The organism is Mameliella sp. CS4 (assembly GCF_019392335.1).
In the GTDB taxonomy this organism is placed as follows: Bacteria; Pseudomonadota; Alphaproteobacteria; order Rhodobacterales; family Rhodobacteraceae; genus Antarctobacter.
Genome location: NZ_JAHXRQ010000001.1, coordinates 205,359 through 227,975, shown reverse-complemented (window position 1 = coordinate 227,975; position 22,617 = coordinate 205,359). Strand labels below are relative to the sequence as shown.

The following is a 22,617-nucleotide window of genomic DNA, read 5'->3' as shown; positions in this document are numbered from 1 at the left end:
CTTATTGGCCCAGGCGGTCCAGAAGGGCGGGGACATGGACCTGGTCGGATTTGTAATTGCCGGTCAGGACGTGCATCACGAGGTTCACGCCAAAACGGTAGGCGATCTCGCGCTGGCGTTCCCCGGTAAAGCCGCTGCCGATGGGTACCAGAGGATTGCCGTTACCATCCATCGCCCAGGCGGCGGCCCAGTCGTTGCCGCCGATGACCACCGGGGTTACGTTGTCGTTTAGGTCGCGAAAGGGCATGCCCTCGATCAGTTCGGCGTCCGGTGGCGCGGCCTCGACCCAGACCTCTCGGCCCGCATAGCGCCCGGGAAAGGCGTTCAGCAGGTAGAAGGTGCGGGTCAGGACGTGATCCTCCGGCACAGGCTCCAGCGGTGGAATGTCCAGCGGCGCGGCCAGTTGCTGCAGCTTGCGGCCCTCCGGCGTTGCGGCACCGAAGCCGGCGATATCCGCGTCCCGCGTGTCGAAGACGATCATGCCGCCGGTGCGCAGGTAGGTGTTCAGCTTGGCATAGGCCTCTCGCGAGGGGGTCGGCTGGCTGGCGGTGATCGGCCAATACAGCATCGGGTAAAAGGCCAGTTCGTCGACCTCCAGATCCACGCCAACCGGCGGGTTCGGTTCGACCGAGGTCCGGAAATAGAGCGTGTCGGACAAGCCGCGCAATCCGGCCTCTGACAGGTCGTCCACCGTGCTGTCGCCGGTGATGACATAGGCCAGCACAACTTCGCTGGCGGCGGCACTGGCGGCGCGGTCATCGGCGGTCTGGGCCTGTCCGTGCTGCGGCGCCAGCATCAGCGCGCCCAGCACGATCCCGGCAGAGACCGCGCCCCGCAGGCGCCCCGACAGCGCCAGAGAGGCGATCACATCCGCCAGCAGCAGCGCGATGGCCGCGGCCAGCAGCCAGCCCGCCAGTGGTTTCTCCTGGGGCTGCACGATGCCCTCGACCGGGATGCGGTCGGGCCAGACCATCGGGATCAGTTCCATGTCGGTTGTGACGACGTTGCGCGCCAGGCTGCGGTCTTCGCCCTGGTAGACGCCGGGGCGCAGTTCCGGTCCCAACGGCGCGGCCACCAGATCAGGGCCGTCGACGCCGGGCAGGGTGCTGGCCTCACGCGGGCGGCCAAAGGCATCCAGCACGCGGATCGGCTGCCAGACGGTGCCTTCCATGTCCTCGATCTCGGGCTGGGTGGCGGCAGAGGAGACGGCCAGCCGTTCCAGCATCTGCACGAAGAGGCCCGACAACGGCAGGCTGGACCATTCCGCGTTGGCGGTAACGTGGAACAGGACGACCTGTCCCTGTCCCACGGATTTGCGCGTGACCAGCGGCGTGCCGTCCGACAGCTGTGCAACCACGCGCGCGGCCAGCGTCGGGTCAGGCTGGGCCATGACCTGGCTGTTCACGGTCACGTCGTCGGGGATTTCCAGCCCGAAAAAGGGGCTGTCGTCGGGGAAGGGCGCCAGTGCCTTGGGTTCTCCCCAGCTCATGGCGCCACCCACGGTGCGGCCCCCGGCGCGCAGGCGCACCGGCATCAGCGGGTCCTCGCGGTCGCGGCTGATGTCCGAGGCGGCCAGTTTCGGCCCGGCAAAGCGCAACAGCATGCCGCCCTTGTCCAGCCACTCCAGCACGGCCTCTTCTTCGGCGGGCGACAGCGTGGCGACGTCGGCCAGGATGATGACGTCGGGATTGGCGGGCAGGATGTCCAGCAGGGCGCCGTCCAGCAGGTCGGCACTGGGTTCCAGCGCCTTTTCAAGGTAATGCAGCGGCGACAGCAGCTCCAACCCCTCGCGGTCTGTACTGCCGGCGATCAGGGCGACCTCGCGCCGGCGCAGGCTGTCGTCGGGCAGAGTGACGGCGCCGGCGCTGCGGGAGCCCTCGATTTCAAAGCGTTCGATGCGGGCGCGCAGCTCGGCGGGCAGGGCGATCTCGGTGACCGACTCCATCATCCCCGCCTCGAAGGTCAGCGTGTTGCGGGTCAGCACTGCCGGGTTGCCCGCCGGATCCTTGCCGTGCCCGGCCAGCGTCACCTCGGCCTCGGGGCCCTCGCGCAGGCGGCGCGCGGTGATCAGCAGGTTGCCCTCGGAGATCTGCGCCGGTTCGAGCGCATAGAGCGTGCGCGGCGCCTCGAAGACGGTCACGGTGCCGCGCGCCTCCAGCGTGGTCAGCAGCGCCTCACGCCCCTCGCGGGCTAGGGCGTCGGACATCCAGTAGGTGTCGAATCCGTCTTCAGGCAGCAACTCGATTGCGCGGGCGATGGTGTCGTCGCTGGGTTGCCAGGGTTCGGGCAGGATGCCGGACAGCCGCGTGCGCAGCACATCGGCGCTGAGGAACTGGACCTCTTGCGGATCGGTCAGGCGCATTACCGCCACGGGCCGCGAGTTGCGCCCCGCTTCGGCCAGCAACCCGTCCAGCGCGATCATCCGCCCGCGCCAGTCGGCGGCAGAGGCCCAGCTGGCATCCATCACCACCAAGAGCGGCCCGTCGCCCGCCGCCTCATTGTCATTGTCGGGGTTCAGCACCGGCCCGGCCAGTCCCACGATCACCGCCGCCACCGCCAGCATCCGCAGCAGCAAGAGCCACCACGGCGTGCGGTCCGTCACCTGCTCCTCGTCCTTGAGGCCCAGAAGCAGGACCACGCCCGGGAACATCCGCCGGATCGGCGCGGGCGGCACCGCCCGCAGGATGATCCAGAGGATGGGCAGGGCAAGCAGCCCCAGCAAGAGCCAGGGCGTCGTGAAACCGATCAGGCCGAAAAGCGTCATCCTTGGCTCCCGTCCAGCGCGCGGTAGATCCACAACAGGGCGGATTGCGCGGTCTGGTCCGTGTGATGGGTGAAATGCTGCCAGCCGGTCAGCCGACAGATCGCGTCCAGCCGCGCCTTGCGCTCGGCCAGCCGCTGCAGGTAGGTCGCGCGCAGGTCACCGGCCTTCAGCGTTTCGTGCCGCATGGTCTGGTTCACGCTTTCAAAGATCGTGCGCCCGTCGAAGGGAAAGGCCTCTTCGCTTGGGTCCAGAACCTGCAGCAGAACACCGCGCACGCCACGGTCGGCGGCCTTGGTCAGCGCCGCCTCGACCGGGTCGACATCCCCAAGGAAATCCGACACGAACAGCGCCTTGGCATTCGGCAACATGCCGCGCGCCTCTGGTTCGGCGTAGTCGTCCTCACCCTCTTCGGAAAACATCTCGGCCAGCCGAAGGGTCTGCAGGTCGCCCCGGCGCGGAGGCAGGCGCCAGCCGGTCAGGCCGACACGCTCGCCGCCCCGGATCAGCAGGATCGAGGCTGCCAGCGCGACCAGTCGCGCGCGATCCGCCTTGGTCGGCAGGTTCTTGTGGCTGGAAAAGCGCATCGAGGCGCCGGGATCGACCCAGACCTGCACGCTTTGGGCGATCTGCCATTCGCGGTCACGCACGAATTGTTCGTCCCCGCGGGCAGAGCGGCGCCAGTCGATGGACCGATAGCTGTCGCCGGGTTGCAGCGGCCGGTATTGCCAGAAATCGTCTCCCAGCCCGGCGCGCCGACGACCATGGTCGCCCAGCAGGACCGTCCCGGCAAGGTGCTCGGCACGGGCCAGAAGGGCCGGAAAGCGCCCGGCCTCTTCCTGGGCGCGGGTGCGCAGATGGGCGACGGTGGCTGTCACGCCGCGGCCTCGGTCCGGCGCAGGCTTTCGGCGGTCTCGTCGATCAATGCGCCCAGATCCTCACCCCGTGCTCGGGCCGAGAAGCTCAGCGCCATGCGGTGCACCAGCACCGGCTTGGCCATGTCCAGCACATCCTCGGGCGATGGCGCCAGGCGGCCCTGCAGCAGGGCGCGGGCGCGGACGGTCAGCATCAGCGCCTGCGCGGCGCGCGGGCCGGGGCCCCAGGCGACGATATCCTTGACCCGTTCCGGAGAAGACGGATCAGAGGGCCGGAAGGCGCGCACAAGGTCCAGGATCATCTCGACCACCGCGTCGCCCACGGGCATCCGGCGCAGCAGCGTCTGCGCGGCGATCAGTTCCTCGCCGGTGAATACCTGGTGCGACTGCGCCTCTTCGGTGCCCGTTGTCGCCAGCAGGATGTCCTTTTCGGTGCCGCGATCCGGGTAGGCCACGTCGATCTGGACAAGGAAACGGTCAAGCTGCGCCTCGGGCAGCGGATAGGTGCCTTCCTGCTCGATCGGGTTCTGCGTGGCGAGAACGTGAAACGGCGCCTCGAGAGAGCGGGTCTGGCCGGCAACGGTGACCTGCTTTTCCTGCATCGCCTGCAACAGCGCCGACTGCGTCCGGGGTGAGGCGCGGTTGATTTCGTCCGCCATCAATAGCTGGCAAAAGATCGGGCCTTCGATGAACTTGAACGTCCGTTCGCCATTGGCACCGGTTTCCAGCACCTCGGAACCAAGGATGTCGGCGGGCATCAGGTCGGGCGTGAACTGCACCCGGTTGCCGTTGAGCCCCATGACCGTCGACAGGGTTTCCACCAGCCGCGTCTTGCCAAGGCCCGGCAGGCCGATCAGCAGCGCGTGACCCCCGCACAGGAGGGACGACAGCGTCAGGTCGACAACCCGTTCCTGCCCGATGAAGCGCGCGGTGATAGACCGCTTGGCCTCGGCCAGCTTGTCTTCCAGCGCCTCGATCTCGGCGACCAGATCCTCGGCCGCGCCTGCGTGATCGGACATGTCATCTCTCCATTGCATACTATCTCTTTGGGTAAGTATGTATCGACTGGGAAGGGAATGGCAAAAACTATGAGTGGACAAAATCTCGTGACCCCGTCTGCCGAAGGCCTTGCCGCCTCGGCCCGGGAGGCCCGGAAAGGCAAGAGTCTGCCGCCCGTGCACAAGTGGAATCCCCCATTTTGCGGCGATCTGGACATGCGTATCGCGCGCGACGGGACCTGGTTCTACCTTGGCACGCCGATCGGCAGATTCGAGCTGGTGCGCCTGTTCTCCTCGATCCTGCGCAAGGACGGAGATGATTATTTTCTGGTCACCCCGGTCGAGAAAGTGGGGATCACCGTCGATGACGCGCCTTTTGTGGCCGTCGATTTCGAATCCGAGGGCGAGGGCGAGTCGCAGGTTCTGACCTTCGAGACACATGTGGGCGACTTTGCCGCGGCAGGGCCGGACCACCCGATCCGGGTAGAGCGCGACCCCGAAACGGGCGAACCCTCACCCTATGTCCTGATCCGTGCCAACCTGGAGGCGTTGATCGACCGCAAAAGCTTTTACCGGCTGGTGGACTTGGGCGCGCATCACGACGGCTGGTTCGGGGTCTGGTCCTCTGGCCAGTTCTTTCCGATCATCCCCTCGTCCGAGCTGGGCTGAAGGCGGCCTCAGCTTTCGGGGGGACAGCGGACGGGCAGCGTGCTAGAGGCTGCCGCGAACCTCAGAGATCCCCGGAAACGGAACACAGCCGCCATGACCGACACCAAACGTATCGTCCTTTCCAGCGACCACGCCGCCATCGACCTGCGGCAGGCCATCGCCAAGCATATCGAGGCCAAGGGCTGGCAGGCGGTGGACATCGGGCCCGTCACGCCCGAAAGCACCCATTACCCTGAACACGGCGCCGCCGCGGCGCGCAAGGTCGCCTCGGGCGAGTGCGCCTTTGGCATCATTCTGTGCGGCACCGGGCAGGGCATCATGATGGCGGCGAACAAGGTGCCCGGCATCCGCTGCGGCGTCTGCGCCGACCCGTTTTCGGCCCGCATGATCCGTGCCCACAATGACGCGCAGATCCTGTCACTGGGCGCGCGTATCGTGGGTGAGGGGCTGGCGCTGGAGATCGTCGATGCCTTCCTTGAAACGGAGTTCGAAGGCGGGCGCCACGGCACCCGCGTGGACATGATCAAGGCATTGGAAACCTGAACCGCTCTGCCGGGCCGGGCGCTCAGTCGCCCAGCTTGGCGTGCACCTCGTCCAGGTCGATCTCGCCGATGGGCATCTTGTTGCCCGGGTTGTCGAAATCGTATTTGAACAGGTCGAAGTCCCGGCCATAGATCTCCTTGACCAGGTGCATCGACAGATCGTCGAAATAATCCTCGACCGGATGTGCACGTTTCGGGCCGTGGCCTTCGGATTCGTTGAACCGGGGGATGGTTGCCAGGTCGACCGGGTGGAGCGTCCGGATATGGTCCAGAACGTCCTGCATCCCCTCGTTGAACTTTTCCGTCCAGATGATGCGGTCATAGCGCCCGCCGTTCACGATGAAGGTGCCGACATGGCCTGACATGGCCGACCAGTGAATGTCGGGTTCCATCGGGCGGCGCCAGCGGATCGTGTCGCGCGCGAACAGCAGGAAACGGCGGAAGCTGCGCACCTGGTCGAATTCAAAGCCGTTTTCGGGATCGCCCACCTCGACCCCGTATTTCTGCATCAACAACGGCACCATGTTGCCGCGATAGCGTTTGCCGTTGCGCTGGATGCCGCAGATCTTGTCGAAAAAGCTGGACAGGACGCGGGTATAGGGGTTCCGCACACAGGTGAAGGCATAGGAGTTTCGCGTCTTCACGTTGGCGCTGATGATCGGCTGGCTGTGGTCCAGCGCCCATTTGTGCAGGCCCTCCTTGGCGTCGTGGATGTCGCCATCGAAGAACGCGCCGTGATCGGAATAGTAGAGGATCTGCCCGATCGTCGAGCAGGCGCATTTGGGCACGACGCGATACAGGACGCTCTCGCTCTCGGTCATCCAGGTGCCGGGAAACCCCATCAGTCTTGTCCCTTTGTCGCCTGCCGTGGCGGTTCCCAGCCGAAAATCCGCGCAAAGCAGGTTTATTCAACAGAAATTCATCTCTATCAACATAAACAATCGGGCGAAATTGGGGCGATTGGTTCTCTGGATGGCGAAAATTGCCTTCATCCTTTTGTGTCACAAGGATCCTGACGCCATCATCAAGCAGGCGCAGAGCCTGACTGCCGTGGGTGATTACATTTCCATCCATTTCGATGCCCGCGCCGGGGCGGATGCCTTTGCCCGCATCAAGACCGCGCTCAAGGACAATCCCAATGTGACCTTCGCCCGGAGGATCAAGTGCGGCTGGGGCGAATGGAGCCTGGTGCGCGCCACGCTGAACGCGGTCGAGGCGGCGGTGGATGCCTTTCCGCGCGCCACGCATTTCTACATGGTCTCGGGCGATTGCATGGCGATCAAGTCCGCCGAATACGCCCATGCCTTTCTGGACCGCCGCGAATGCGACTACATCGAGAGCTTTGACTATTTCCAGTCGGACTGGATCAAGACCGGCTGGAAGGAAGAGCGGCTGATCTACCGCCACTGGTTCAACGAACGCACCCAGAAGCGCCTGTTTTACGCGATGTTCGAGGCGCAGAAACGCCTTGGCCTGAAACGTCGCATCCCGGACGACATCGAGGTGATGATCGGCAGCCAGTGGTGGTGCCTGCGCCGCCGCACCATCGAATGGATCCTGGATTTCACGAAGAAACGCCGCGACGTGATGCGCTTTTTCGCCAGCACCTGGATTCCGGACGAGACCTTTTTTCAGACCCTCGTGCGCCATCTCGTGCCCGAGCACGAGATCGAAAGCCGCACGCTGACCTTCCTGCTGTTCACCGACTACGGGATGCCGGTGAATTTCTACAACGATCACTACGACCTGTTGCTGAGCCAGGATTATCTGTTCGCGCGCAAGATCAGCCCCGAGGCGACCGACCTGCGCCGCCGCCTGGGCGTGCTTTATGCCGCCGAAACGGCGCGGTTCCAGGTCTCGAACGAGGGGCGGTCGCTGTATCGCTTCCTGACCGAACGGGGGCGGACGGGCCGCCGGTTCGCGCCACGCTTTTGGGAAACCGAAAGCAGCCTGGGGCGCGAACGCGAACTGCTGATCGTGATCTGCAAGAAGTGGCATGTCGCCAAGCGGCTGACCGACCGCATCCGCCAGATGACAAACATTCCCTGCATCGAGTATCTGTTCAACGAGGACAGCTGTCCCCTGCCGGACCTCGGCGGCATCCAGTCCACCATGTCCAAGCGCCACCGCCACCGCCGGGCGCTGATGCGGATGCTCTACGATTATTACGAGACCGACCGGCTGGTGATCTGCATGGACCCGGCCAATCTCGACCTGCTGGAGGACTTTGGCCGCGACCGGGCGCAGACCCGGATGCTGGAGATCGAGTGTCAATTCTCGGACGACTACCTGACCGGCCACGCCATGCGCTCGGGCCTGGCCGGTGAGCGGACCCCGCCCGAGACTCTGGCGCGGCTGCTGCCGACGGTGCGCAACGATCTGCTGCACGAAAGCGACCGCATCCGCGACGCCAAGTTCGATTCCCACCTGCGCCTGCGCGAAACCGACCCGCGTGAGGCCCATGCCCGGGCGGTGGCGGGCTTTCTTTCAGTCCCCTTGAGTGTCGCGCAGGAGATCGTGGCGCAGGATCAACTCTTCGCGGATTGAGCCGCGCGCCTCAAGAAAGCGGTGGCGTTCCCCGCCGCAGGGGCTATGCCAAGGGCAAGATCCGCCCCCGATCCGGGGCAGGACATCCACCAGACACAGCCCCAGCAGCAACAGGACGCGCGGCATGGCCTATACCTACGATCCGAAAAACATCTTCGCCAAGATCCTGACCGGCGAGATCCCCAACAAGACGGTGCTGGAGACCGAGCATACGCTGGCCTTTCGCGACATCTATCCGCAGGCGCCGGTGCACGTGCTGGTGATCCCCAAGGGCGCCTACGTCTGCTACGACCATTTCGCGCAAGAGGCGTCGGACGCCGAGATCCTGGATTTCAACCGGGTGATCGGAGAAGTCTGCCGGATGGAAGGGCTGGAAGCTGGCGGCTACCGGCTGATTTCCAATGCGGGCCGCGACGGCGTGCAGGAAGTGCCGCATCTGCATGTTCACATCCTGGCCGGCCGCCCGCTGGGCCGGATGCTGGAAAAGGCATAAGCCAAAGGCGCGCCCTGCGGGCGCACAGGATGTCTCGCCCTGCGGCCTCCGGCCTCCGGGCTCGGGGCATGTGGGGAGCCGCCGCCTCTGGCACTTGTTTCGCAGACGGATGACGCTTGGCCGGAGTATTTTCCGGAGAGAAGAAGCGGCAGGGTTTCTTCTCTCTGAAAATACTCAAAAAAGATCCGGCGCGTTCAGGCCGCGTTGCTGCTGGTCAGGGCGAGGAAGACGTCCTCGAGGTCCGGCTCCTCGGTGCGGAGTTCGCGGATGCGGATGCCGGCTGATTGCACCGCGGCCAGCACCTCTTCGGCGCTGGTCTGGGTCGAGCGATAGGTGAGCGCGAGGCTGCCATCGGGGCGGGTCTCGGACTCGATCCCGGGGGCCTGGGGCAGCTGTGCCGGGGCCTCTTCCGGCTGGATCACCATCGTGCGCGCGTCGAGCCGGCCCAGCAGGTTGGACGTGCTGTCCTGCGCCACCAGCTGGCCGTGGTTGATGATGGCGATCTCATCACACATCTCTTCGGCCTCTTCGAGGTAGTGGGTTGTGAGGATGATGGTCATGCCACGCTCGCGGTTGAGCTTGCGGACGTTGTTCCAGAGCATCTGGCGCAACTCGATGTCGACCCCTGCCGTGGGTTCGTCCAGCACCAGCACCTGCGGCGAATGTACCAATGCCTTGGCCAGCAGCAGGCGGCGGCTCATGCCGCCGCTCAGCGTCCGGGCGTAGGCCTCGGCCTTGTCCGTGAGGCCGACCATTTCCAGGATCTCGTCGGTGCGGCGTTGCGATTTCGGCACGCCGTAAAGCCCCGCCTGCACGTCCAGTGCCCCGCGCGGGGTAAAGAACGGGTCGAGGTTGAGTTCCTGTGGCATGACACCGATGGCGGCGCGGCTTTGCCGCGGGTTTCGGTCCTGGTCCCAGCCCCAGATCTGCACCTTGCCCGCGGTCTTGATCACCAGACCGGCGAGGATGTTGATCAGCGTCGATTTGCCCGCGCCGTTCGGCCCCAGCAGGCCAAAGACCGAGCCTGCAGGCACCGCAAGATCGACGCCCTTCAGTGCCTGTTTGCCGCCCGCGTAGGTCTTGGTCAGGCCCTCGATGCGGATTGCGGCGTCATTCTGCCCCTTGTCCAACGGCTTGCTCCTATCTTCGGCTTTGGTCATAAGGCAAATAGGCCAGAGCATCGCGAAAGGGAACCAGATGACGACCCAAGCGCCCGAGACGAAGATTGTCGAGAGCTATCGCATCGCCTGTGACGGCGGCGAAGGGGCCCTGGGCCATCCCCGGGTCTGGTTGCAGATCCCGCTTGAGACCGGCTTTGTCGAATGCCCCTATTGCGACGCGAAATACGTGCACAAGGATTTCGAGGGCAAAGCCTGAACGCCACTGTGAGGCGCGTCACAGGCACTGTGCGCGGGTGATGATTGGGGCGGCGCGCGGCGCACCCTATGTTGTGGCAAACCCATGAGGAGTTTGCCATGACCTTCCGACCTGTCACCTCTCAATCCGCCGCGCAGCCCACGCTGGAGGGCGCCGGCGTGCACCTGCACCGCGTTTTCGGCTTTGGCGATACGTCAGAGAGCGATCCCTTCCTGTTGCTGGACGATTTCCGCAACGAAGACCCGGCGCATTATCTGAAAGGCTTTCCCTGGCATCCGCACCGGGGGATCGAGACCATCACCTATGTCCTTGAGGGCGAGGTGACGCATGGCGATTCGCTGGGCAACGAGGGCGTGCTTGGCGCCGGGTCGGTGCAGTGGATGACAGCCGGGTCCGGCATCCTGCATCAGGAAATGCCGCGCGGGAATGCCAGGGGCCAGATGCACGGCTTTCAGCTCTGGGCGAACCTGCCGTCGTCCTTGAAGATGACGGCGCCGCGTTACCAGGACATCCAGGGCGCGGACATCCCCGAGATCATCGAGGACGACGGGACGCGGGTGAAGGTTGTCACCGGGTCTTTCTGGGGCAAGCGCGGGCCCGTCGACGGGATCGCCGCCGATCCTCTGTACCTCGATGTGTCGGTGCCGCCGAACGTGACCAAGGTGCTGCCCATCGACACCCGGGCCAATGCCTTTGCCTATGTCTTTGCCGGGTCCGGACGCTTTGCCGAGGCGGCGGACCCTGTGGGCGTGCGCGTCGAAAAGGAATTCGGCGGGCAAGAGGTCAACATCCGCGACATGTCGGGCAACCGGACGCTGGTGCGCTTCGGGAATGGCGACGAGGTCAAGGTCAGCGCCGGTCCCGAGGGTGTCCGGTTCCTGCTGGTTGCGGGCAAGCCGATCCAGGAGCCTGTCGCCTGGCACGGGCCCATCGTGATGAACACCCAAGGAGAGCTGCGCAAGGCAATGCAGGATCTGCACAACGGCACCTTCATCAAGCCCGCCCATTGATCGAAACCCAGGGATGGCAGCCGCGCGGCTGTCATCCCTGGTCACGAGTTGCTTACCTGTCCATGTCAGGGTGTTTGCATTCAACCCTCGTGCGGATACCCTGACCTTATGACGGCACAACGGGACATCCCCATCGCCCTGCCGGACCGCGATGAGCGGGCCTATAGCCGGGCGGAACTGGCCAGCGACATGGCCGTGCACCTGGCCGCGCTGGTCATGGCCCTGGCGGCTGTGCCGGTGCTGATCACCCTGACAGCGATCTGGCGGGGGGATATGGCCGGGATCGTCGGCGTGTCGATCTATGGCGGCACGCTGATCGTGATGCTGACCGCCTCTTTGTTGTACAACCACGTCGGGCGTCCGCATCTGACGGAGCTGTTCCGGCGGCTGGACATGTCGGCCATCCACCTCAAGATCGCAGGCACCTATACGCCCTTCGCGCTGTTGTCGGGCACAGGATCGGGCCTGCTCGCCGCTGTCTGGAGCGCGGCGGCAGGGGCCGCGGCAGTGACGCTGTTCAAACGGCGTCTGCCCGCGGGGCTGGCGGTGCTGATGTGCCTGGCCACCGGCTGGGCCGTGGTGATCGGCGGTTGGGACCTGCTGGCGGCCCTGCCCCTGTCGGTCTGCGTGCTGATGGTGGTGGGGGGTGTGCTTTATTCCATCGGAACACCCTTCCTGATGGCCTCGCGCCTGCGGTTCCACAACACGATCTGGCATGGACTGGTGGTTGCGGCCTCCATCGTCTTTTTCGTGGCGGTCTTCCTGGCGGCCGCCGTACCGCATCCGGTGGTGGCGGCGCGCTAAAGCTGAAATCCGCCGCTGGCACCCCGCCGCGGTTCATGGCACATCATGCGTGACATGACCTGAGCGGGAGACGAGACATGGCCAGCACTTTCGGCAAGGGATGCCACCTGCATCTGATCGACGGTTCGGCCTATATCTTTCGGGCCTTCCACGCCTTGCCGCCCCTGACCCGCAAGAGCGACGGGTTGCCCATCGGCGCGGTCTCGGGCTTTTGCAACATGCTGCACCGCTACGTCGAAGGGAACACCGGCCCGGATGCGCCCACCCATGTGGCCGTCGTCTTTGACAAGGGCAGCCATACTTTCCGCAACGACCTCTACGACCAGTACAAGGCCAACCGCGAGGCCATGCCAGAGGACCTGCGCCCGCAGATCCCGCTGACCCGGCAGGCGACAGAGGCGTTCAACATCGCCTGCAAGGAAATCGAGGGGTTCGAGGCCGACGACATCATGGCAACCCTGGCCTGCCGCGCGCGCGAGGCGGGCGGGCGGGTCACGATCCTGTCGTCGGACAAGGACCTGATGCAGCTTGTCGGCGACGGCGTCGAAATGCTGGACCCGATGAAGAACAAGCTCATCGACCGTGAAGGCGTGATGGAGAAATTCGGCGTCCCGCCCGAACGGGTGGTGGACGTTCAGGCGCTGGCGGGGGATTCGGTCGACAACGTGCCCGGCGCGCCGGGCATCGGGATCAAGACGGCGGCCCTGCTGATCAACGAATACGGCTCGCTTGAGGAATTGCTCGACCGCGCCGAGGAGATCAAGCAGCCCAAGCGGCGCCAGACCCTGATCGAAAAGCGCGACCAGATCGAGCTTTCGAAAAAGCTGGTGCAGCTGGACGAGGGCATGGACCTGCCCTTTACGCTGGACGATCTCGAGGTGCGCGACCCGGAACCGGATGTGCTGCTGGGCTTCCTGACGGAAATGGAGTTTCGCACCCTGACCAAGCGCATCGCCGACGGCCTGGGGGTTGAGGCGCCGGTGATCCCCGATACCACGCCCGAGGGCGCCAATCCGCGTGACGAGGACCCGGACTGGCCCGCCATCGACCCGGAACGGTACGAAACCGTCGCGGACATGGAGGCACTGCAGAAATGGATCGACCGCGCGAATGAACGTGGCACCGTGGCCTTTGACACGGAAACCACGGGCCTGAACGAGATGACCTGCGATCTGGTCGGCATCTCGCTCTGCGTCGATCCCGGGCACGCCTGCTATATCCCGCTGACCCATCGCGGCGAAAGCGGAGAGGGGCTGTTCGAATCCAAGGAACTGACAGAGGGGCAGATCCCGCTGGATCAGGCCCTGGAGGCGCTGAAACCGCTGCTGGAGGACCCGGCGGTGATGAAGATCGGCCAGAACATGAAATACGACGCCAAGGTCATGGCGCGGTATGGCGTGCAGATCGCGCCGATCGACGACACGATGCTGATGTCCTACGCGATGAATGCCGGGCTGCACACGCACGGGATGGATGCGCTGGCCGAACGCTATCTCAGCCACACGCCGATCCCGATCAAGGAGATCATCGGCAGCGGCAAGAGCCAGATCACCTTTGACCATGTGCCCATCGACAAGGCCACGCGCTATGCCGCCGAGGACGCGGACATCACCCTGCGCCTCGCGAAGGTGTTCAAGCCGCAGCTGCACCGGGCCAAGGTCACGCGCGTTTACGAGGGGCTGGAACGCCCGATGGTGCCGGTGCTGGCGCAGATGGAGATGACCGGCATCAAGGTCGACCGCGAGGTGCTGCGCAACATGTCCAGCGCCTTTGCCCAGAAGATGGCCCAGCTCGAAGAGGAGATCCACGAGCTGGCGGGGGAAAAGTTCAACGTCGGCAGCCCTGCGCAATTGGGCGAAATCCTGTTCGACAAGATGAGCCTTGAGGGCGGCAAGCGCGGCAAGAACGGCAAATATTCCACCGGGGCGGATGTGCTGGAGGATCTGGCGACGGAATACGAACTGCCGCGCCGGGTGCTGGACTGGCGGCAGGTGTCCAAGCTGAAATCGACCTATACCGACGCTTTGCAGGAACACATCAACGCGGATACGGGGCGGGTGCACACCTCGTACAGCATCGCGGGTGCGAACACCGGGCGGCTGGCCTCGAACGATCCGAACCTGCAGAACATCCCCGTGAGGTCAGAGGAAGGGCGCCGCATCCGCACCGCCTTTATCGCGCCCGAGGGGCAGGTGCTGGTCAGCCTCGACTATTCCCAGATCGAACTGCGCATCCTCGCCCATATGGCCGACCTGCCGGCGCTGAAACAGGCCTTCCGCGACGGGCAGGACATTCACGCCATGACGGCCAGCGAGATGTTCAACGTGCCGCTGGACGAGATGACGCCGGATATCCGGCGGCAGGCAAAAGCGATCAACTTTGGCGTGATCTACGGGATCTCGGGCTTTGGTCTGGCGCGGAACCTGCGGATTCCGAGGTCCGAGGCGCAGGGGTTTATCGACCGCTACTTTGAACGGTTCCCCGGCATCAAGACCTACATGGACAACACGGTGGAATTCGCCAAGGAACACAAGCGGGTCGAGACGCTGTTCGGACGCCAGATCCACACGCCCGAGATCGGCGCCAAGGGGCCGCGCGCGGGCTTTGCCAAACGCGCCGCGATCAACGCGCCGATCCAGGGCACAGCCGCCGACATCATCCGGCGTGCGATGGTGCGGATGCCCGATGCCATCGCGGACCTGCCCGCGCGGATGCTGTTGCAGGTGCACGACGAACTGCTCTTCGAGGTCGAGAAGGGCGCTGTAGACGAGTTGATCGGCGTGGCGAAAGAGGTCATGGAAAGTGCCTGTGACCCGGTGGTGAAACTGGACGTGCCGCTGGTGGTGGACGCGGGGCAAGGCGCAAACTGGGCCGAGGCGCACTAAGGCCCACGCGCGTCGCGCGTTACTTCTGCGCGATCCAGCGCCCCTCGACGGCGCGCACGATCCCCTGCGCATCCACTGTCAGGTTGGACGTGCTCCCACTGTCTGTCTCGGCGGTCTGGTATTTGTCCTTTGCCGTCCGCCGGATGGTCAGGCGCAGAGGGGTCAGGCGCGGCTGGTCCAGGTCCAGGCTGGCAAGATCGACTTCGGCTTCGTCTCCGATACCAAGCGCGAGGCGCCGGATCGGCAGGGTCAGCGCGGCGGGGGTAAAGCCAAGATGGATATCCTTGGCTCCGGCGACCTCCGGGGCGGGTGCCCCGTTCAGCATCCAGTCGCCCTCTGCGTTGCGCTGAATGAAGATGCGGGACCGGGCACCGATGCGGACACGGCGCGTCGTCCCGTCGCCGCGGGCGCGAATGCGATACCGCAACGCGGTCCAGTCCGCATCGGTGGATGACCCGTCGATCAGAAAGCCGCCCTCGGCCTCTGCGAAACGGCATGCGTCATTTCCCGGCCCGTCCTGGCGGACCCACAAGACGGCATAGGCTCCTGCGATCATGGCTGTGCCTCCTCCTATCGACGCCAGTCTAGCACGTTGTCCCTGTCGTGGCGTCAGTCAGTCCAGCGATCCTTCGGGGGCCTGGATCAACCCTCTGCCGCAGTCGATGTAAGAGGCGCCGGGGCAAAGCGGGTCATAGGTGGCAGAGCGGATCAGGCGCGCCGCCAGCGTCTGCGCCGTCACGGTCTTGTTCTCGGCGCGCATCTTCTCGACCCAGAGCGCCGCGAGGCCCGCCGCATGCGCCAATGCCATCGACGTGCCGTTCAGCGGGCGCAACCCGCCGTCCGGCCCTGCCGAGATGATGCCCACACCCGGCGCCACCACGGCGGCGCCCGCGTTGGTGAAAGGCGCGGGGCAGAACCCATCTTCGCCCGGTCCGCAGGCGCCCACCGCCAGCACACCCGCCGCGGCAGCCGGGGCAACGGGGCCGGTCTCGAATTCATGCGCGATGGTGCGCAGCGAGTCGTTGCCCACGGCGCCCAGCATCAGCGGTACCTCTCCGCCGCCGATCATCTGCAACAGCATTTCGCAGATGCGCAGGTTGCCGCGATAGGCATGGACCGCCGCCGCCGTGGCCAGCGGCAGGGGGTAGCCTTCGTCGACCAGCGCCTCGATCTGGGCCGCGGTATCGAAGGCCAGCGCAAAGCCGACGATCTGTGCCTTTTCCCGCACGGCCCAGAGCAAGGCGTTCAGGAAATCCTCGGACTTGCCGCGCCCGTTGTCGGCCAGCACCTTGCCCACCAGCAAGTCGGCGATCCCCCGCGCCACGCCGATCCGCGTGCCGCCCAGGTCGCGGCCCAGCACGGTGCCGGCCATATGCGTGCCGTGTCCGTTGGCATCCGCGACACCGGTTCCGGCGAAGTCCCGTGCCGTCACCTCGACCCCGGCAAAGCAGGGGTGCCCGGCGTCGATCCCCGTGTCCAGCAGCGCCACCCGCACCCCGGCGCCGGTCATCGAGGTCCAGTCCGCGCCGGTGGCCCGCAGTCCCCAGCCCGGAACCATGTCGCAGGCGCGCAGCTCGTCCATCGGTTCGGGGGTCAGCAGGCGGGTCGGCATGGCGGGCTGGATGGTCAGCAGATCGCGGTCCCCGGCGGTCTTGCGCAGGTCGTCCGGCGTCAGCTCGGCCACCTCGATCTGCGGGTCGGCGGGGGCATCGGCATCCTCTGGCGCGATGTCGCGCACAAGGGGGACGCGCGGTCTGCGCCAGTTCCGGGTCTTGTCCCGCAAAAGGATGTATCGCGTCATGCACCGCGTCCCGGACAACTGACCCCTTGTGGATAAGGCTAACGGTCCGGGATGCGGGGAGGAACGGCACTTGCGTGAATGCCGCGTGAAATCGCCATGAAATAGACGGGCGCCCGCGGCAGATGGCCAGACAGGCGCCCGAATGGTCAGGCCGTGGTCAGATCAGGCCCTGTTGGCGGAACAGGTCCAGCAGGCTGGTTTCCGGGCGCGGACCCATGTGGCTGATGACCTCGCGCGCGGCGACACCGCCCATGCGGGCCGCCTTTTCCATATCCGCGCCGGTGGCCAGGCCATAGAGGAACCCGGCGGCAAACTGGTCGCCCGCGCCGGTGGCGTCCACGGGCACGATCTTTTCGACGCTCACGTCGATGCGGGTGCCTTCGTGCAGGACGGACACCCCGTCGCCCGACCGGGTGCAGACCACCAGCGGGCAGATCGCGCCCACGGCGCGCAGGTCCGCGTCCAGGTCGTCATTCTGGAACAGCGAGCGGATTTCGTCCTCGTTTCCGATGACAAAATCCATGTCGTGTTCGATCAGTTTCAGAAAGTCCGCGCGGTGACGCTCGACGCAGAAAGGATCGGAGATCGCGATGCCCGGCTTGCCACCCGCCGCCTTGCAGGCGCGCGCGGCCTTCAGGAAGGCCTCCTTCCCCTTGTCCTTGTCAAAGAGATAGCCTTCGAGGAACAGGATCTCGGCCTCGCCCGCCACGTCCTCGGACACGTCGTCCGGCCCCAGTTCAGCGGAGATGCCAAGGTAGGTGTTCATCGAGCGTTCGCCATCGGGCGAGACAAAGATCATCGACCGCGAACTGGGCAGTTCGCCGCCCTTGACTGGATCGTTGACGAAAGCGATGCCCTCGTTTTTCATCGCCGAGGCATAGAATTCGCCCAGGTCGTCATCCGCGACGCGCCCGATAAAGGCAGAGCGCGCGTCCAGGTTGCCCAGTCCGGCGATGGTATTGGCGACCGACCCGCCCGGGGTCTGCACGCGGTTGCCCATCGCACCATACAGTTGTTCGGCGCGCTCGCGCTCGATCAATTGCATGATGCCTTTCTCGATCCCCATATCGGCCAGAAAGGCATCGTCAGAGCGGGTGATCACGTCGACGACGGCATTGCCGATGCCGACGACCTGGTATTTCTTCATGTCGTCTTTTCCTCGAATGGACAGAGGTCGTTGATGAGGCAGGCCTTGCACTTGGGTTTGCGGGCGACACAGATGTACCGCCCGTGCAGGATCAGCCAGTGATGGGCGTGCTGCTGGAAGTCGACCGGGATGTTGTCCTCGATCGCGCGTTCCACGGCGACCACGTCCTTGCCGGGGCAGATGCCGGTCCGGTTTCCGACACGAAAGATATGCGTGTCCACCGCCTGCGCCGGGTACTGCCACCACATGTTCAGCACCACGTTGGCGGTCTTGCGACCGACACCGGGCAGGCTTTCCAGCGCGGCGCGGCTGTTCGGCACCTCGCCGCCGTAGTCCTCGACAAGGATCTTCGCCATCTTGATGACGTTCTTGGCCTTGTTGCGATACAGGCCGATGGTCTTGATGTGCTCGGTCACACCCTCTTCTCCCAGGGCCAGCATCTTTTCCGGCGTGTCGGCGACCTGGAACAGCTTTTCTGTGGCCTTGTTGACGCCCGCGTCCGTGGCCTGCGCCGAGAGGGCCACCGCCACCACCAGCGTATAGGCGTTGACGTGGTTCAGCTCGCCCTTCGGCTCGGGCTCGGACGCCTGGAACCGGGTAAAGATCTCGCGGATCGTGTGGTAATCGAGCTGCTTGGCCATGCGTTCCCCTATGCCCGCAACGCCATAGCGCTGCAAGACCCGGGGGCATGCGGGGCCGGGCGCCAGTCGTCTTTCAATGAAAACGGCCCGGAATTCTTGCAGAAGCCCGGGCCGTTCAGGATGTGCTTTATGCGTTCGGCGTCAGCCGCGGCACGTCAGGCCGCGTCGCGCAGGCCCAGACGGGCGCGCAGGGCGGCGGGCAGCAGCCGGGCCGAGGAAATGCGCGGCAGGTCCATCTCGGGAATGATGTGTTCGGCGCCATAGGTGGCCAGATAGTCGGCGTGGTTGTCCAGCTTGTGGCGCCCGGCGTAGTCGCAAAAGCTTTCCGACCCCGCGCCTTCGGCCAGCAGCACCTCGTGGCGGGCGGTTTCGACGTGGTAGACGGTGGTCCGGGCTGCCATCTCGGCCATCGGCACGAAGGTGATCGTCTCACCGTTGACCAGGGCGCTGGCGTTCACCAGGCAGCCGTCCAGCGCCATCGCATGGTCGCCGGTCAGCACGAGGTCACGTTTCGGCAGGCCATCCCCCAGGGCGCCGGCGGCGATCCGGACCAGCGCGAAACCGGCGTTGAAATGGCGGTCGATGGTCTGCTTGCCGACCCAGCGAACCGGCTCCAGCCGTCCGTCGGCGGTGCGCACCAAGTCACCGGGGGCCAGGTCCTGCACCTCGGCCTCGCCCGCCTCGGTGGCGATGCGGGTGCCTTCCGCGAAACAGTAGGAATAGGTTTCCTCGACCACGTCCGGGTTGAAATCGAAAGAGGCCGGAAAGGACGAGGGTTCCGGCAGGTAGTCCGGCACCAGGATGAAGACGTTGCCGCCAGCGGCGACCGGATAATCCCCGCCCGCCGTCATCACCGGGTACAGGTTCCCCTCGATCAGGATGTCGCCAATGTAGATTGCATTGGTGCCGGAAATGTCCTCACCGACCGTGAACTGGTTGTCGTCGACACCTTCGCCGCCGAAAGGTCCCAGGGCACCAAGATCGGTTGCCGTCCCGGGGCTGGGCTGGAAGTTGAAGTTGCCCGGGCCACCGTCAAAAACGTCATACTCGATACCTTTGGTGATGCTGAAAGGCATGGGCGCCGTCCCCGTCATTGTTTTGTCAATCAATATCGGAAGTAAGGAATTCTGCCCCGCAGTCAAATTTTTTTGGCCGCGCCTCGGCGCCCCTCGGCAAAGGTGTTGCCGGATTGCCTTTGCGCAATATTCGGATCGTGCGTCTTGCACGGGCGCGGTAAAACCGGCGCCAAGGAGACAGCCGATGCCCAAGGACGACGACCAGAGCTATCACTACAACGTCATGCGACGCGCCATCGAGGCGGTCGACCGGCTGGGCCCGCAGGCCACGCTGGACAACATCGCGCGCGAGGTCGGCATGAGCCCGGCGCATTTTCAGCGCCTGTTCAGCCAGTGGGCCGGGGTCTCTCCCAAGCGCTACCAGCAGTATCTGACGCTGGGCCACGCCAAGACCTTGCTGGCCAACCGCTTTACCACCTTGGAAACCGCCCATGCCACGGGCCTCTCGGGCGGCGGGCGCCTGCACGATCTCTTTCTGCGGTGGGAGGCGATGAGCCCCGGCGATTTCGCGCGTGCGGGGGCGGGCCTGACGATCTACTGGGGCTGGTTCGAAAGCCCCTTTGGCCCGGCGCTGGTCATGGGCACGGACAAGGGCATCTGCGGCATCGCCTTTTCCGCCGAGACGACAGAGGCCGAGGCGATGGAAGACATGCGGGCGCGCTGGCCAAGGGCGGAGTTCGTCGAGGATCCGATGCGCCTGCGGCCCTGGGCGCTGGCGGCCTTCGGTGTCAAGGCGGACGGGCCGGTGCCGCTGTACCTGATCGGCGCGCCGTTTCAGATCAAGGTCTGGGAGGCGCTGCTGCAGATCCCTTCGGGCCATGTCACCACCTATTCCGAGATCGCCGAGGCCATTGACCATCCCAAGGCAATGCGCGCTGTCGGCACGGCGGTGGGGCGCAACCCGATCAGCTACCTGATCCCCTGTCATCGCGCCCTGCGCAAATCCGGCGGACTGGGGGGGTATCATTGGGGTCTGCCGGTGAAACGGGCCATCCTTGCCTGGGAAGCGGCAAGATTGGAGGCTTGAGGCCTTAACAATCTGTAAAGAAAAGATGTTTCGCGCGCGAAACACGCTCGCCCCCGGGGCTATGCGCGGAGCCTTGCCGATTTTCACGGTGACAGGGCTGGGGTTTTGGCGGATGTTATTGCATATCGGCAGTGAAAGACCCCATTCCAGCGGGGCAAACCTGAAAAGAGGCTACACATGATCCGGGCGAAATCCGCGATTCTCATCTCCGCCGTGGCTGTCATTGGCCTGTCGGCCTGCACCACGGGGCCGAACGATCCCAACGCCAAGACCAAGACCGGCGCGCTGGTTGGCGCCGGTGTCGGGGCCGTGGCCGGCCGCCTGCTGGGCGGTGGCGACAAGGGTGAGCGCAACCGCGCCACCGCCGCCGGTGCGCTTGTGGGCGCCGCCGCCGGGGCCGCCATCGGCAACCAGCTCGACAAGCAAGAGGCCGAGCTGCGCCAGCAGATGGGCGACAACGTCACCATCCGCAACACCGGCGACCGGCTGATCGTGACCATGCCGCAGGACATCCTGTTCCCGACCGACAGCGCCAACCTGCGCCCGACGCTGGTCTCCGACCTGCGCGACGTGGGCCAGTCGCTGCTGGCCTACCCGAACACCACCGCTCAGGTGATCGGCCATACGGACAGCGACGGTGCCGCCGCCTACAACCTCGACCTGTCGCAGCGCCGCGCGCGCTCGGTGGCCAATGTGCTGATCTCCGAGGGCGTGCCCTCGTCGCGTATCTCGGTCATCGGCCGGGGTGAGGATCAGCCCGTTGCGTCGAACCTGACGCCCGAGGGCAAGGCCCAGAACCGCCGGGTCGAGATCGTGATCCTGCCCAACCGCTGACGCCGGGGCGATCATGCCCGGGGGTCTGCCCCGGTTTATCGACAGATCAAAGCGCCGCGCCTTGCCGCGGCGCTTTTTCTATGTAGGTCAGGGGGAGACAGACAGGAGAGCACCATGCCGGACCCCACCCTCGTCGGCCTGTGCGGCGCGCTGCGCGCCGACAGCAGCAACCGCAAACTGATGTTCGAGGCCGCCCGCCTTTTTACGCCCGACAGTTTCAGCGAGCTGGACCTGCGGTTCCCGCTGTTCGATCAGGACATCCAGGACGAGCAGGGCATTCCTGGCGCCGTGCAGGCCGCCGCCGATGCCATCGCGGGCGCGGAGGCGGTTCTGGTGGTGACGCCGGAATACAACAAGGGCCTCTCCGGGGTGCTCAAGAACGCGCTGGACTGGATCAGCCGGACCGAGGGCAATCCCTGGCAGGACAAACCCGTGGCGCTGATGTCGGCTGCGGCGGGCCGGGCCGGGGGCGAGCGCGCGCAGAACATGGCGCGGCTGTGCCTCAACCCCTTCCGCCCGCGCCTGCTGACCGGGCCAGAGGTGATGCTGGCGCAAAGCCGCAAACAGTTCGACGGGGACGGGCGGCTGACCGACGAACGCGCGCTGAAGCTGTTGACCGAGCAGATGCAGGAACTGCGCCGCGAGGTGGAGCGGATGCGCGGCTGAGGCGCCCCGCTCAGGCTGGATTCAGGCCGTATTCAGGCCGGATCGGACACCGGATTGGAAATCTCGATCAGGTTGCCGTCCGGATCGCGGATGTAAAGCGACCGGATCGGGCCGGTGGCGCCGGTGCGCGGCAATGGCCCCTCTTCGACGGCGACATCATGCGCGGCAAGATGCGCTTGCCATTCTGCCAGGGGCGTTTCGCTGAGAAAGCAGAGGTCTGCCGTGCCGGGGGCCGGCGTGCGCGCCTTGGGGTCGAACTCTTGCCCTGCCATGTGCAGGTTGATCTTTTGCCGACCGAATTTCAGCGCCCACCGGGTGCTGCCATCCGCGGGGCTAAACCGCTCTGCCTGCATCCCAAGCACGGTTTCGTAAAACCGCCGCGTGGCAGCGGGATCGGCGACGGTCAGCACGAGGTGGTCGAGCGACTGGACGGCAGGTGGCATGGCTGGAATAACCCCGGCAAA

At 65.4% G+C, this 22,617-nt stretch carries 22 protein-coding genes; 11 read left to right on the top strand and 11 right to left on the bottom strand.

Features of this window, described 5'->3' with window-relative positions:
• Position 1 precedes the first annotated feature (1 nt).
• The 3 genes from KZZ07_RS01100 to KZZ07_RS01090 are packed head-to-tail and all read right to left on the bottom strand — an operon-like array spanning position 2 to position 4,655.
• A complete protein-coding gene (locus KZZ07_RS01100) occupies positions 2-2,764 on the bottom strand; it encodes a DUF4159 domain-containing protein (protein ID WP_219511030.1) in 2,763 nt (920 codons plus the stop codon).
• Positions 2,761-3,639: a DUF58 domain-containing protein gene (locus KZZ07_RS01095; RefSeq protein ID WP_219511026.1), complete on the bottom strand. Its 879-nt coding sequence runs from the start codon at positions 3,637-3,639 to the stop codon at positions 2,761-2,763. The genes KZZ07_RS01100 and KZZ07_RS01095 overlap by 4 nt, the downstream gene beginning before the upstream one ends.
• Positions 3,636-4,655: an AAA family ATPase gene (locus KZZ07_RS01090; RefSeq protein WP_219511023.1), complete on the bottom strand. Its 1,020-nt coding sequence runs from the start codon at positions 4,653-4,655 to the stop codon at positions 3,636-3,638. Before KZZ07_RS01090 ends, KZZ07_RS01095 begins: the two co-directional genes overlap by 4 nt.
• A 69-nt stretch (positions 4,656-4,724) precedes the next feature.
• Here KZZ07_RS01090 and KZZ07_RS01085 point away from each other — a divergent pair, with 69 nt between their 5' ends.
• Positions 4,725-5,303, top strand: coding sequence for a DUF1285 domain-containing protein (locus KZZ07_RS01085; RefSeq protein WP_219511008.1), 579 nt, complete (start codon positions 4,725-4,727; stop codon positions 5,301-5,303).
• A gap of 93 nt (positions 5,304-5,396) precedes the next feature.
• Entirely contained in the window at positions 5,397-5,846 is a 450-nt protein-coding gene (gene rpiB, locus KZZ07_RS01080; RefSeq protein ID WP_219510998.1) for a ribose 5-phosphate isomerase B, read from the top strand.
• Between the two features lie 22 nt (positions 5,847-5,868).
• Here the strand turns inward: rpiB and KZZ07_RS01075 are convergent, their stop codons facing one another.
• Complete coding sequence (locus KZZ07_RS01075; RefSeq protein WP_219510996.1) at positions 5,869-6,687, bottom strand: sulfotransferase family protein; 819 nt, start codon at positions 6,685-6,687, stop codon at positions 5,869-5,871.
• 130 nt (positions 6,688-6,817) lie between these two features.
• Between KZZ07_RS01075 and KZZ07_RS01070 the strand changes: the two genes are divergently transcribed.
• Positions 6,818-8,392 (top strand): DUF5928 domain-containing protein, encoded by a 1,575-nt coding sequence (locus tag KZZ07_RS01070; protein WP_219510992.1) that lies wholly within the window; start codon positions 6,818-6,820, stop codon positions 8,390-8,392.
• A gap of 124 nt (positions 8,393-8,516) precedes the next feature.
• Complete coding sequence (locus KZZ07_RS01065; protein WP_219510983.1) at positions 8,517-8,885, top strand: histidine triad nucleotide-binding protein; 369 nt, start codon at positions 8,517-8,519, stop codon at positions 8,883-8,885.
• Between the two features lie 194 nt (positions 8,886-9,079).
• Here the strand turns inward: KZZ07_RS01065 and KZZ07_RS01060 are convergent, their stop codons facing one another.
• The gene (locus KZZ07_RS01060; RefSeq protein WP_255564092.1) at positions 9,080-10,015 is read right to left on the bottom strand and encodes an ABC transporter ATP-binding protein; all 936 of its coding nucleotides are present in this window, start codon (positions 10,013-10,015) and stop codon (positions 9,080-9,082) included.
• Between the two features lie 67 nt (positions 10,016-10,082).
• Between KZZ07_RS01060 and KZZ07_RS01055 the strand changes: the two genes are divergently transcribed.
• The 4 genes from KZZ07_RS01055 to polA all read left to right on the top strand — a co-directional run bounded on the left by KZZ07_RS01055 (position 10,083) and on the right by polA (position 14,961).
• Complete coding sequence (locus KZZ07_RS01055) at positions 10,083-10,262, top strand: zinc-finger domain-containing protein (protein ID WP_219510978.1); 180 nt, start codon at positions 10,083-10,085, stop codon at positions 10,260-10,262.
• Between the two features lie 98 nt (positions 10,263-10,360).
• A complete protein-coding gene (locus tag KZZ07_RS01050; RefSeq protein ID WP_219510976.1) occupies positions 10,361-11,272 on the top strand; it encodes a pirin family protein in 912 nt (303 codons plus the stop codon).
• 108 nt (positions 11,273-11,380) lie between these two features.
• The gene (gene trhA / locus KZZ07_RS01045) at positions 11,381-12,076 is read left to right on the top strand and encodes a PAQR family membrane homeostasis protein TrhA (RefSeq protein WP_219510973.1); all 696 of its coding nucleotides are present in this window, start codon (positions 11,381-11,383) and stop codon (positions 12,074-12,076) included.
• A gap of 77 nt (positions 12,077-12,153) precedes the next feature.
• Positions 12,154-14,961, top strand: a complete 2,808-nt coding sequence (gene polA / locus KZZ07_RS01040) for a DNA polymerase I (RefSeq protein ID WP_219510955.1) — start codon at positions 12,154-12,156, stop codon at positions 14,959-14,961.
• Positions 14,962-14,980: 19 nt separating this feature from the next.
• Here polA and KZZ07_RS01035 read toward each other — a convergent pair whose 3' ends face one another.
• The 5 genes from KZZ07_RS01035 to KZZ07_RS01015 all read right to left on the bottom strand — a co-directional run bounded on the left by KZZ07_RS01035 (position 14,981) and on the right by KZZ07_RS01015 (position 19,626).
• Positions 14,981-15,517: a putative glycolipid-binding domain-containing protein gene (locus KZZ07_RS01035; protein WP_219510922.1), complete on the bottom strand. Its 537-nt coding sequence runs from the start codon at positions 15,515-15,517 to the stop codon at positions 14,981-14,983.
• Between the two features lie 57 nt (positions 15,518-15,574).
• Positions 15,575-16,762 (bottom strand): S8 family serine peptidase, encoded by a 1,188-nt coding sequence (locus tag KZZ07_RS01030; RefSeq protein WP_219510897.1) that lies wholly within the window; start codon positions 16,760-16,762, stop codon positions 15,575-15,577.
• A gap of 157 nt (positions 16,763-16,919) precedes the next feature.
• Positions 16,920-17,909: an adenosine kinase gene (locus tag KZZ07_RS01025; RefSeq protein WP_219510893.1), complete on the bottom strand. Its 990-nt coding sequence runs from the start codon at positions 17,907-17,909 to the stop codon at positions 16,920-16,922.
• Positions 17,906-18,550 carry an endonuclease III gene (gene nth / locus KZZ07_RS01020; RefSeq protein WP_219510890.1) on the bottom strand — a complete coding sequence of 215 codons (645 nt, stop codon included), beginning with the start codon at positions 18,548-18,550 and terminating at the stop codon, positions 17,906-17,908. The genes KZZ07_RS01025 and nth overlap by 4 nt, the downstream gene beginning before the upstream one ends.
• Before the next feature lie 155 nt (positions 18,551-18,705).
• Positions 18,706-19,626: a Hint domain-containing protein gene (locus KZZ07_RS01015; RefSeq protein WP_219510887.1), complete on the bottom strand. Its 921-nt coding sequence runs from the start codon at positions 19,624-19,626 to the stop codon at positions 18,706-18,708.
• A gap of 184 nt (positions 19,627-19,810) precedes the next feature.
• Here KZZ07_RS01015 and KZZ07_RS01010 point away from each other — a divergent pair, with 184 nt between their 5' ends.
• The 3 genes from KZZ07_RS01010 to KZZ07_RS01000 all read left to right on the top strand — a co-directional run bounded on the left by KZZ07_RS01010 (position 19,811) and on the right by KZZ07_RS01000 (position 22,153).
• On the top strand, positions 19,811-20,653 hold the full coding sequence (locus KZZ07_RS01010) for a methylated-DNA--[protein]-cysteine S-methyltransferase (RefSeq protein WP_219510884.1): 843 nt from the start codon (positions 19,811-19,813) through the stop codon (positions 20,651-20,653).
• 177 nt (positions 20,654-20,830) lie between these two features.
• Positions 20,831-21,487, top strand: coding sequence for a YiaD family glycine zipper/OmpA-like lipoprotein (locus KZZ07_RS01005; RefSeq protein WP_219510881.1), 657 nt, complete (start codon positions 20,831-20,833; stop codon positions 21,485-21,487).
• Positions 21,488-21,601: 114 nt separating this feature from the next.
• A complete protein-coding gene (locus KZZ07_RS01000; protein ID WP_219510878.1) occupies positions 21,602-22,153 on the top strand; it encodes an NADPH-dependent FMN reductase in 552 nt (183 codons plus the stop codon).
• 32 nt (positions 22,154-22,185) lie between these two features.
• On the opposite strand, the gene KZZ07_RS00995 is transcribed toward KZZ07_RS01000, so the two are convergent.
• Positions 22,186-22,596: a VOC family protein gene (locus KZZ07_RS00995; protein ID WP_219510848.1), complete on the bottom strand. Its 411-nt coding sequence runs from the start codon at positions 22,594-22,596 to the stop codon at positions 22,186-22,188.
• Positions 22,597-22,617 lie beyond the last annotated feature (21 nt).

Bases quoted from the DNA above. Each gene is read 5' to 3' on its own strand.
- KZZ07_RS01055 (WP_219510978.1), top strand. From the start codon at position 10,083: ATGACGACCCAAGCGCCCGAGACGAAGATTGTCGAGAGCTATCGCATC.
- KZZ07_RS00995 (WP_219510848.1), bottom strand. From the start codon at position 22,596: ATGCCACCTGCCGTCCAGTCGCTCGACCACCTCGTGCTGACCGTCGCC.
- KZZ07_RS01100 (WP_219511030.1), bottom strand. From the start codon at position 2,764: ATGACGCTTTTCGGCCTGATCGGTTTCACGACGCCCTGGCTCTTGCTG.
- KZZ07_RS01030 (WP_219510897.1), bottom strand. From the start codon at position 16,762: ATGACGCGATACATCCTTTTGCGGGACAAGACCCGGAACTGGCGCAGA.
- KZZ07_RS01010 (WP_219510884.1), top strand. From the start codon at position 19,811: ATGCCCAAGGACGACGACCAGAGCTATCACTACAACGTCATGCGACGC.
- nth (WP_219510890.1), bottom strand. From the start codon at position 18,550: ATGGCCAAGCAGCTCGATTACCACACGATCCGCGAGATCTTTACCCGG.
- KZZ07_RS01025 (WP_219510893.1), bottom strand. From the start codon at position 17,909: ATGAAGAAATACCAGGTCGTCGGCATCGGCAATGCCGTCGTCGACGTG.
- KZZ07_RS01005 (WP_219510881.1), top strand. From the start codon at position 20,831: ATGATCCGGGCGAAATCCGCGATTCTCATCTCCGCCGTGGCTGTCATT.
- trhA (WP_219510973.1), top strand. From the start codon at position 11,381: ATGACGGCACAACGGGACATCCCCATCGCCCTGCCGGACCGCGATGAG.
- polA (WP_219510955.1), top strand. From the start codon at position 12,154: ATGGCCAGCACTTTCGGCAAGGGATGCCACCTGCATCTGATCGACGGT.
- KZZ07_RS01015 (WP_219510887.1), bottom strand. From the start codon at position 19,626: ATGCCTTTCAGCATCACCAAAGGTATCGAGTATGACGTTTTTGACGGT.
- KZZ07_RS01090 (WP_219511023.1), bottom strand. From the start codon at position 4,655: ATGTCCGATCACGCAGGCGCGGCCGAGGATCTGGTCGCCGAGATCGAG.
- KZZ07_RS01065 (WP_219510983.1), top strand. From the start codon at position 8,517: ATGGCCTATACCTACGATCCGAAAAACATCTTCGCCAAGATCCTGACC.
- KZZ07_RS01070 (WP_219510992.1), top strand. From the start codon at position 6,818: ATGGCGAAAATTGCCTTCATCCTTTTGTGTCACAAGGATCCTGACGCC.
- KZZ07_RS01075 (WP_219510996.1), bottom strand. From the start codon at position 6,687: ATGGGGTTTCCCGGCACCTGGATGACCGAGAGCGAGAGCGTCCTGTAT.
- KZZ07_RS01000 (WP_219510878.1), top strand. From the start codon at position 21,602: ATGCCGGACCCCACCCTCGTCGGCCTGTGCGGCGCGCTGCGCGCCGAC.
- rpiB (WP_219510998.1), top strand. From the start codon at position 5,397: ATGACCGACACCAAACGTATCGTCCTTTCCAGCGACCACGCCGCCATC.
- KZZ07_RS01050 (WP_219510976.1), top strand. From the start codon at position 10,361: ATGACCTTCCGACCTGTCACCTCTCAATCCGCCGCGCAGCCCACGCTG.
- KZZ07_RS01035 (WP_219510922.1), bottom strand. From the start codon at position 15,517: ATGATCGCAGGAGCCTATGCCGTCTTGTGGGTCCGCCAGGACGGGCCG.
- KZZ07_RS01085 (WP_219511008.1), top strand. From the start codon at position 4,725: ATGAGTGGACAAAATCTCGTGACCCCGTCTGCCGAAGGCCTTGCCGCC.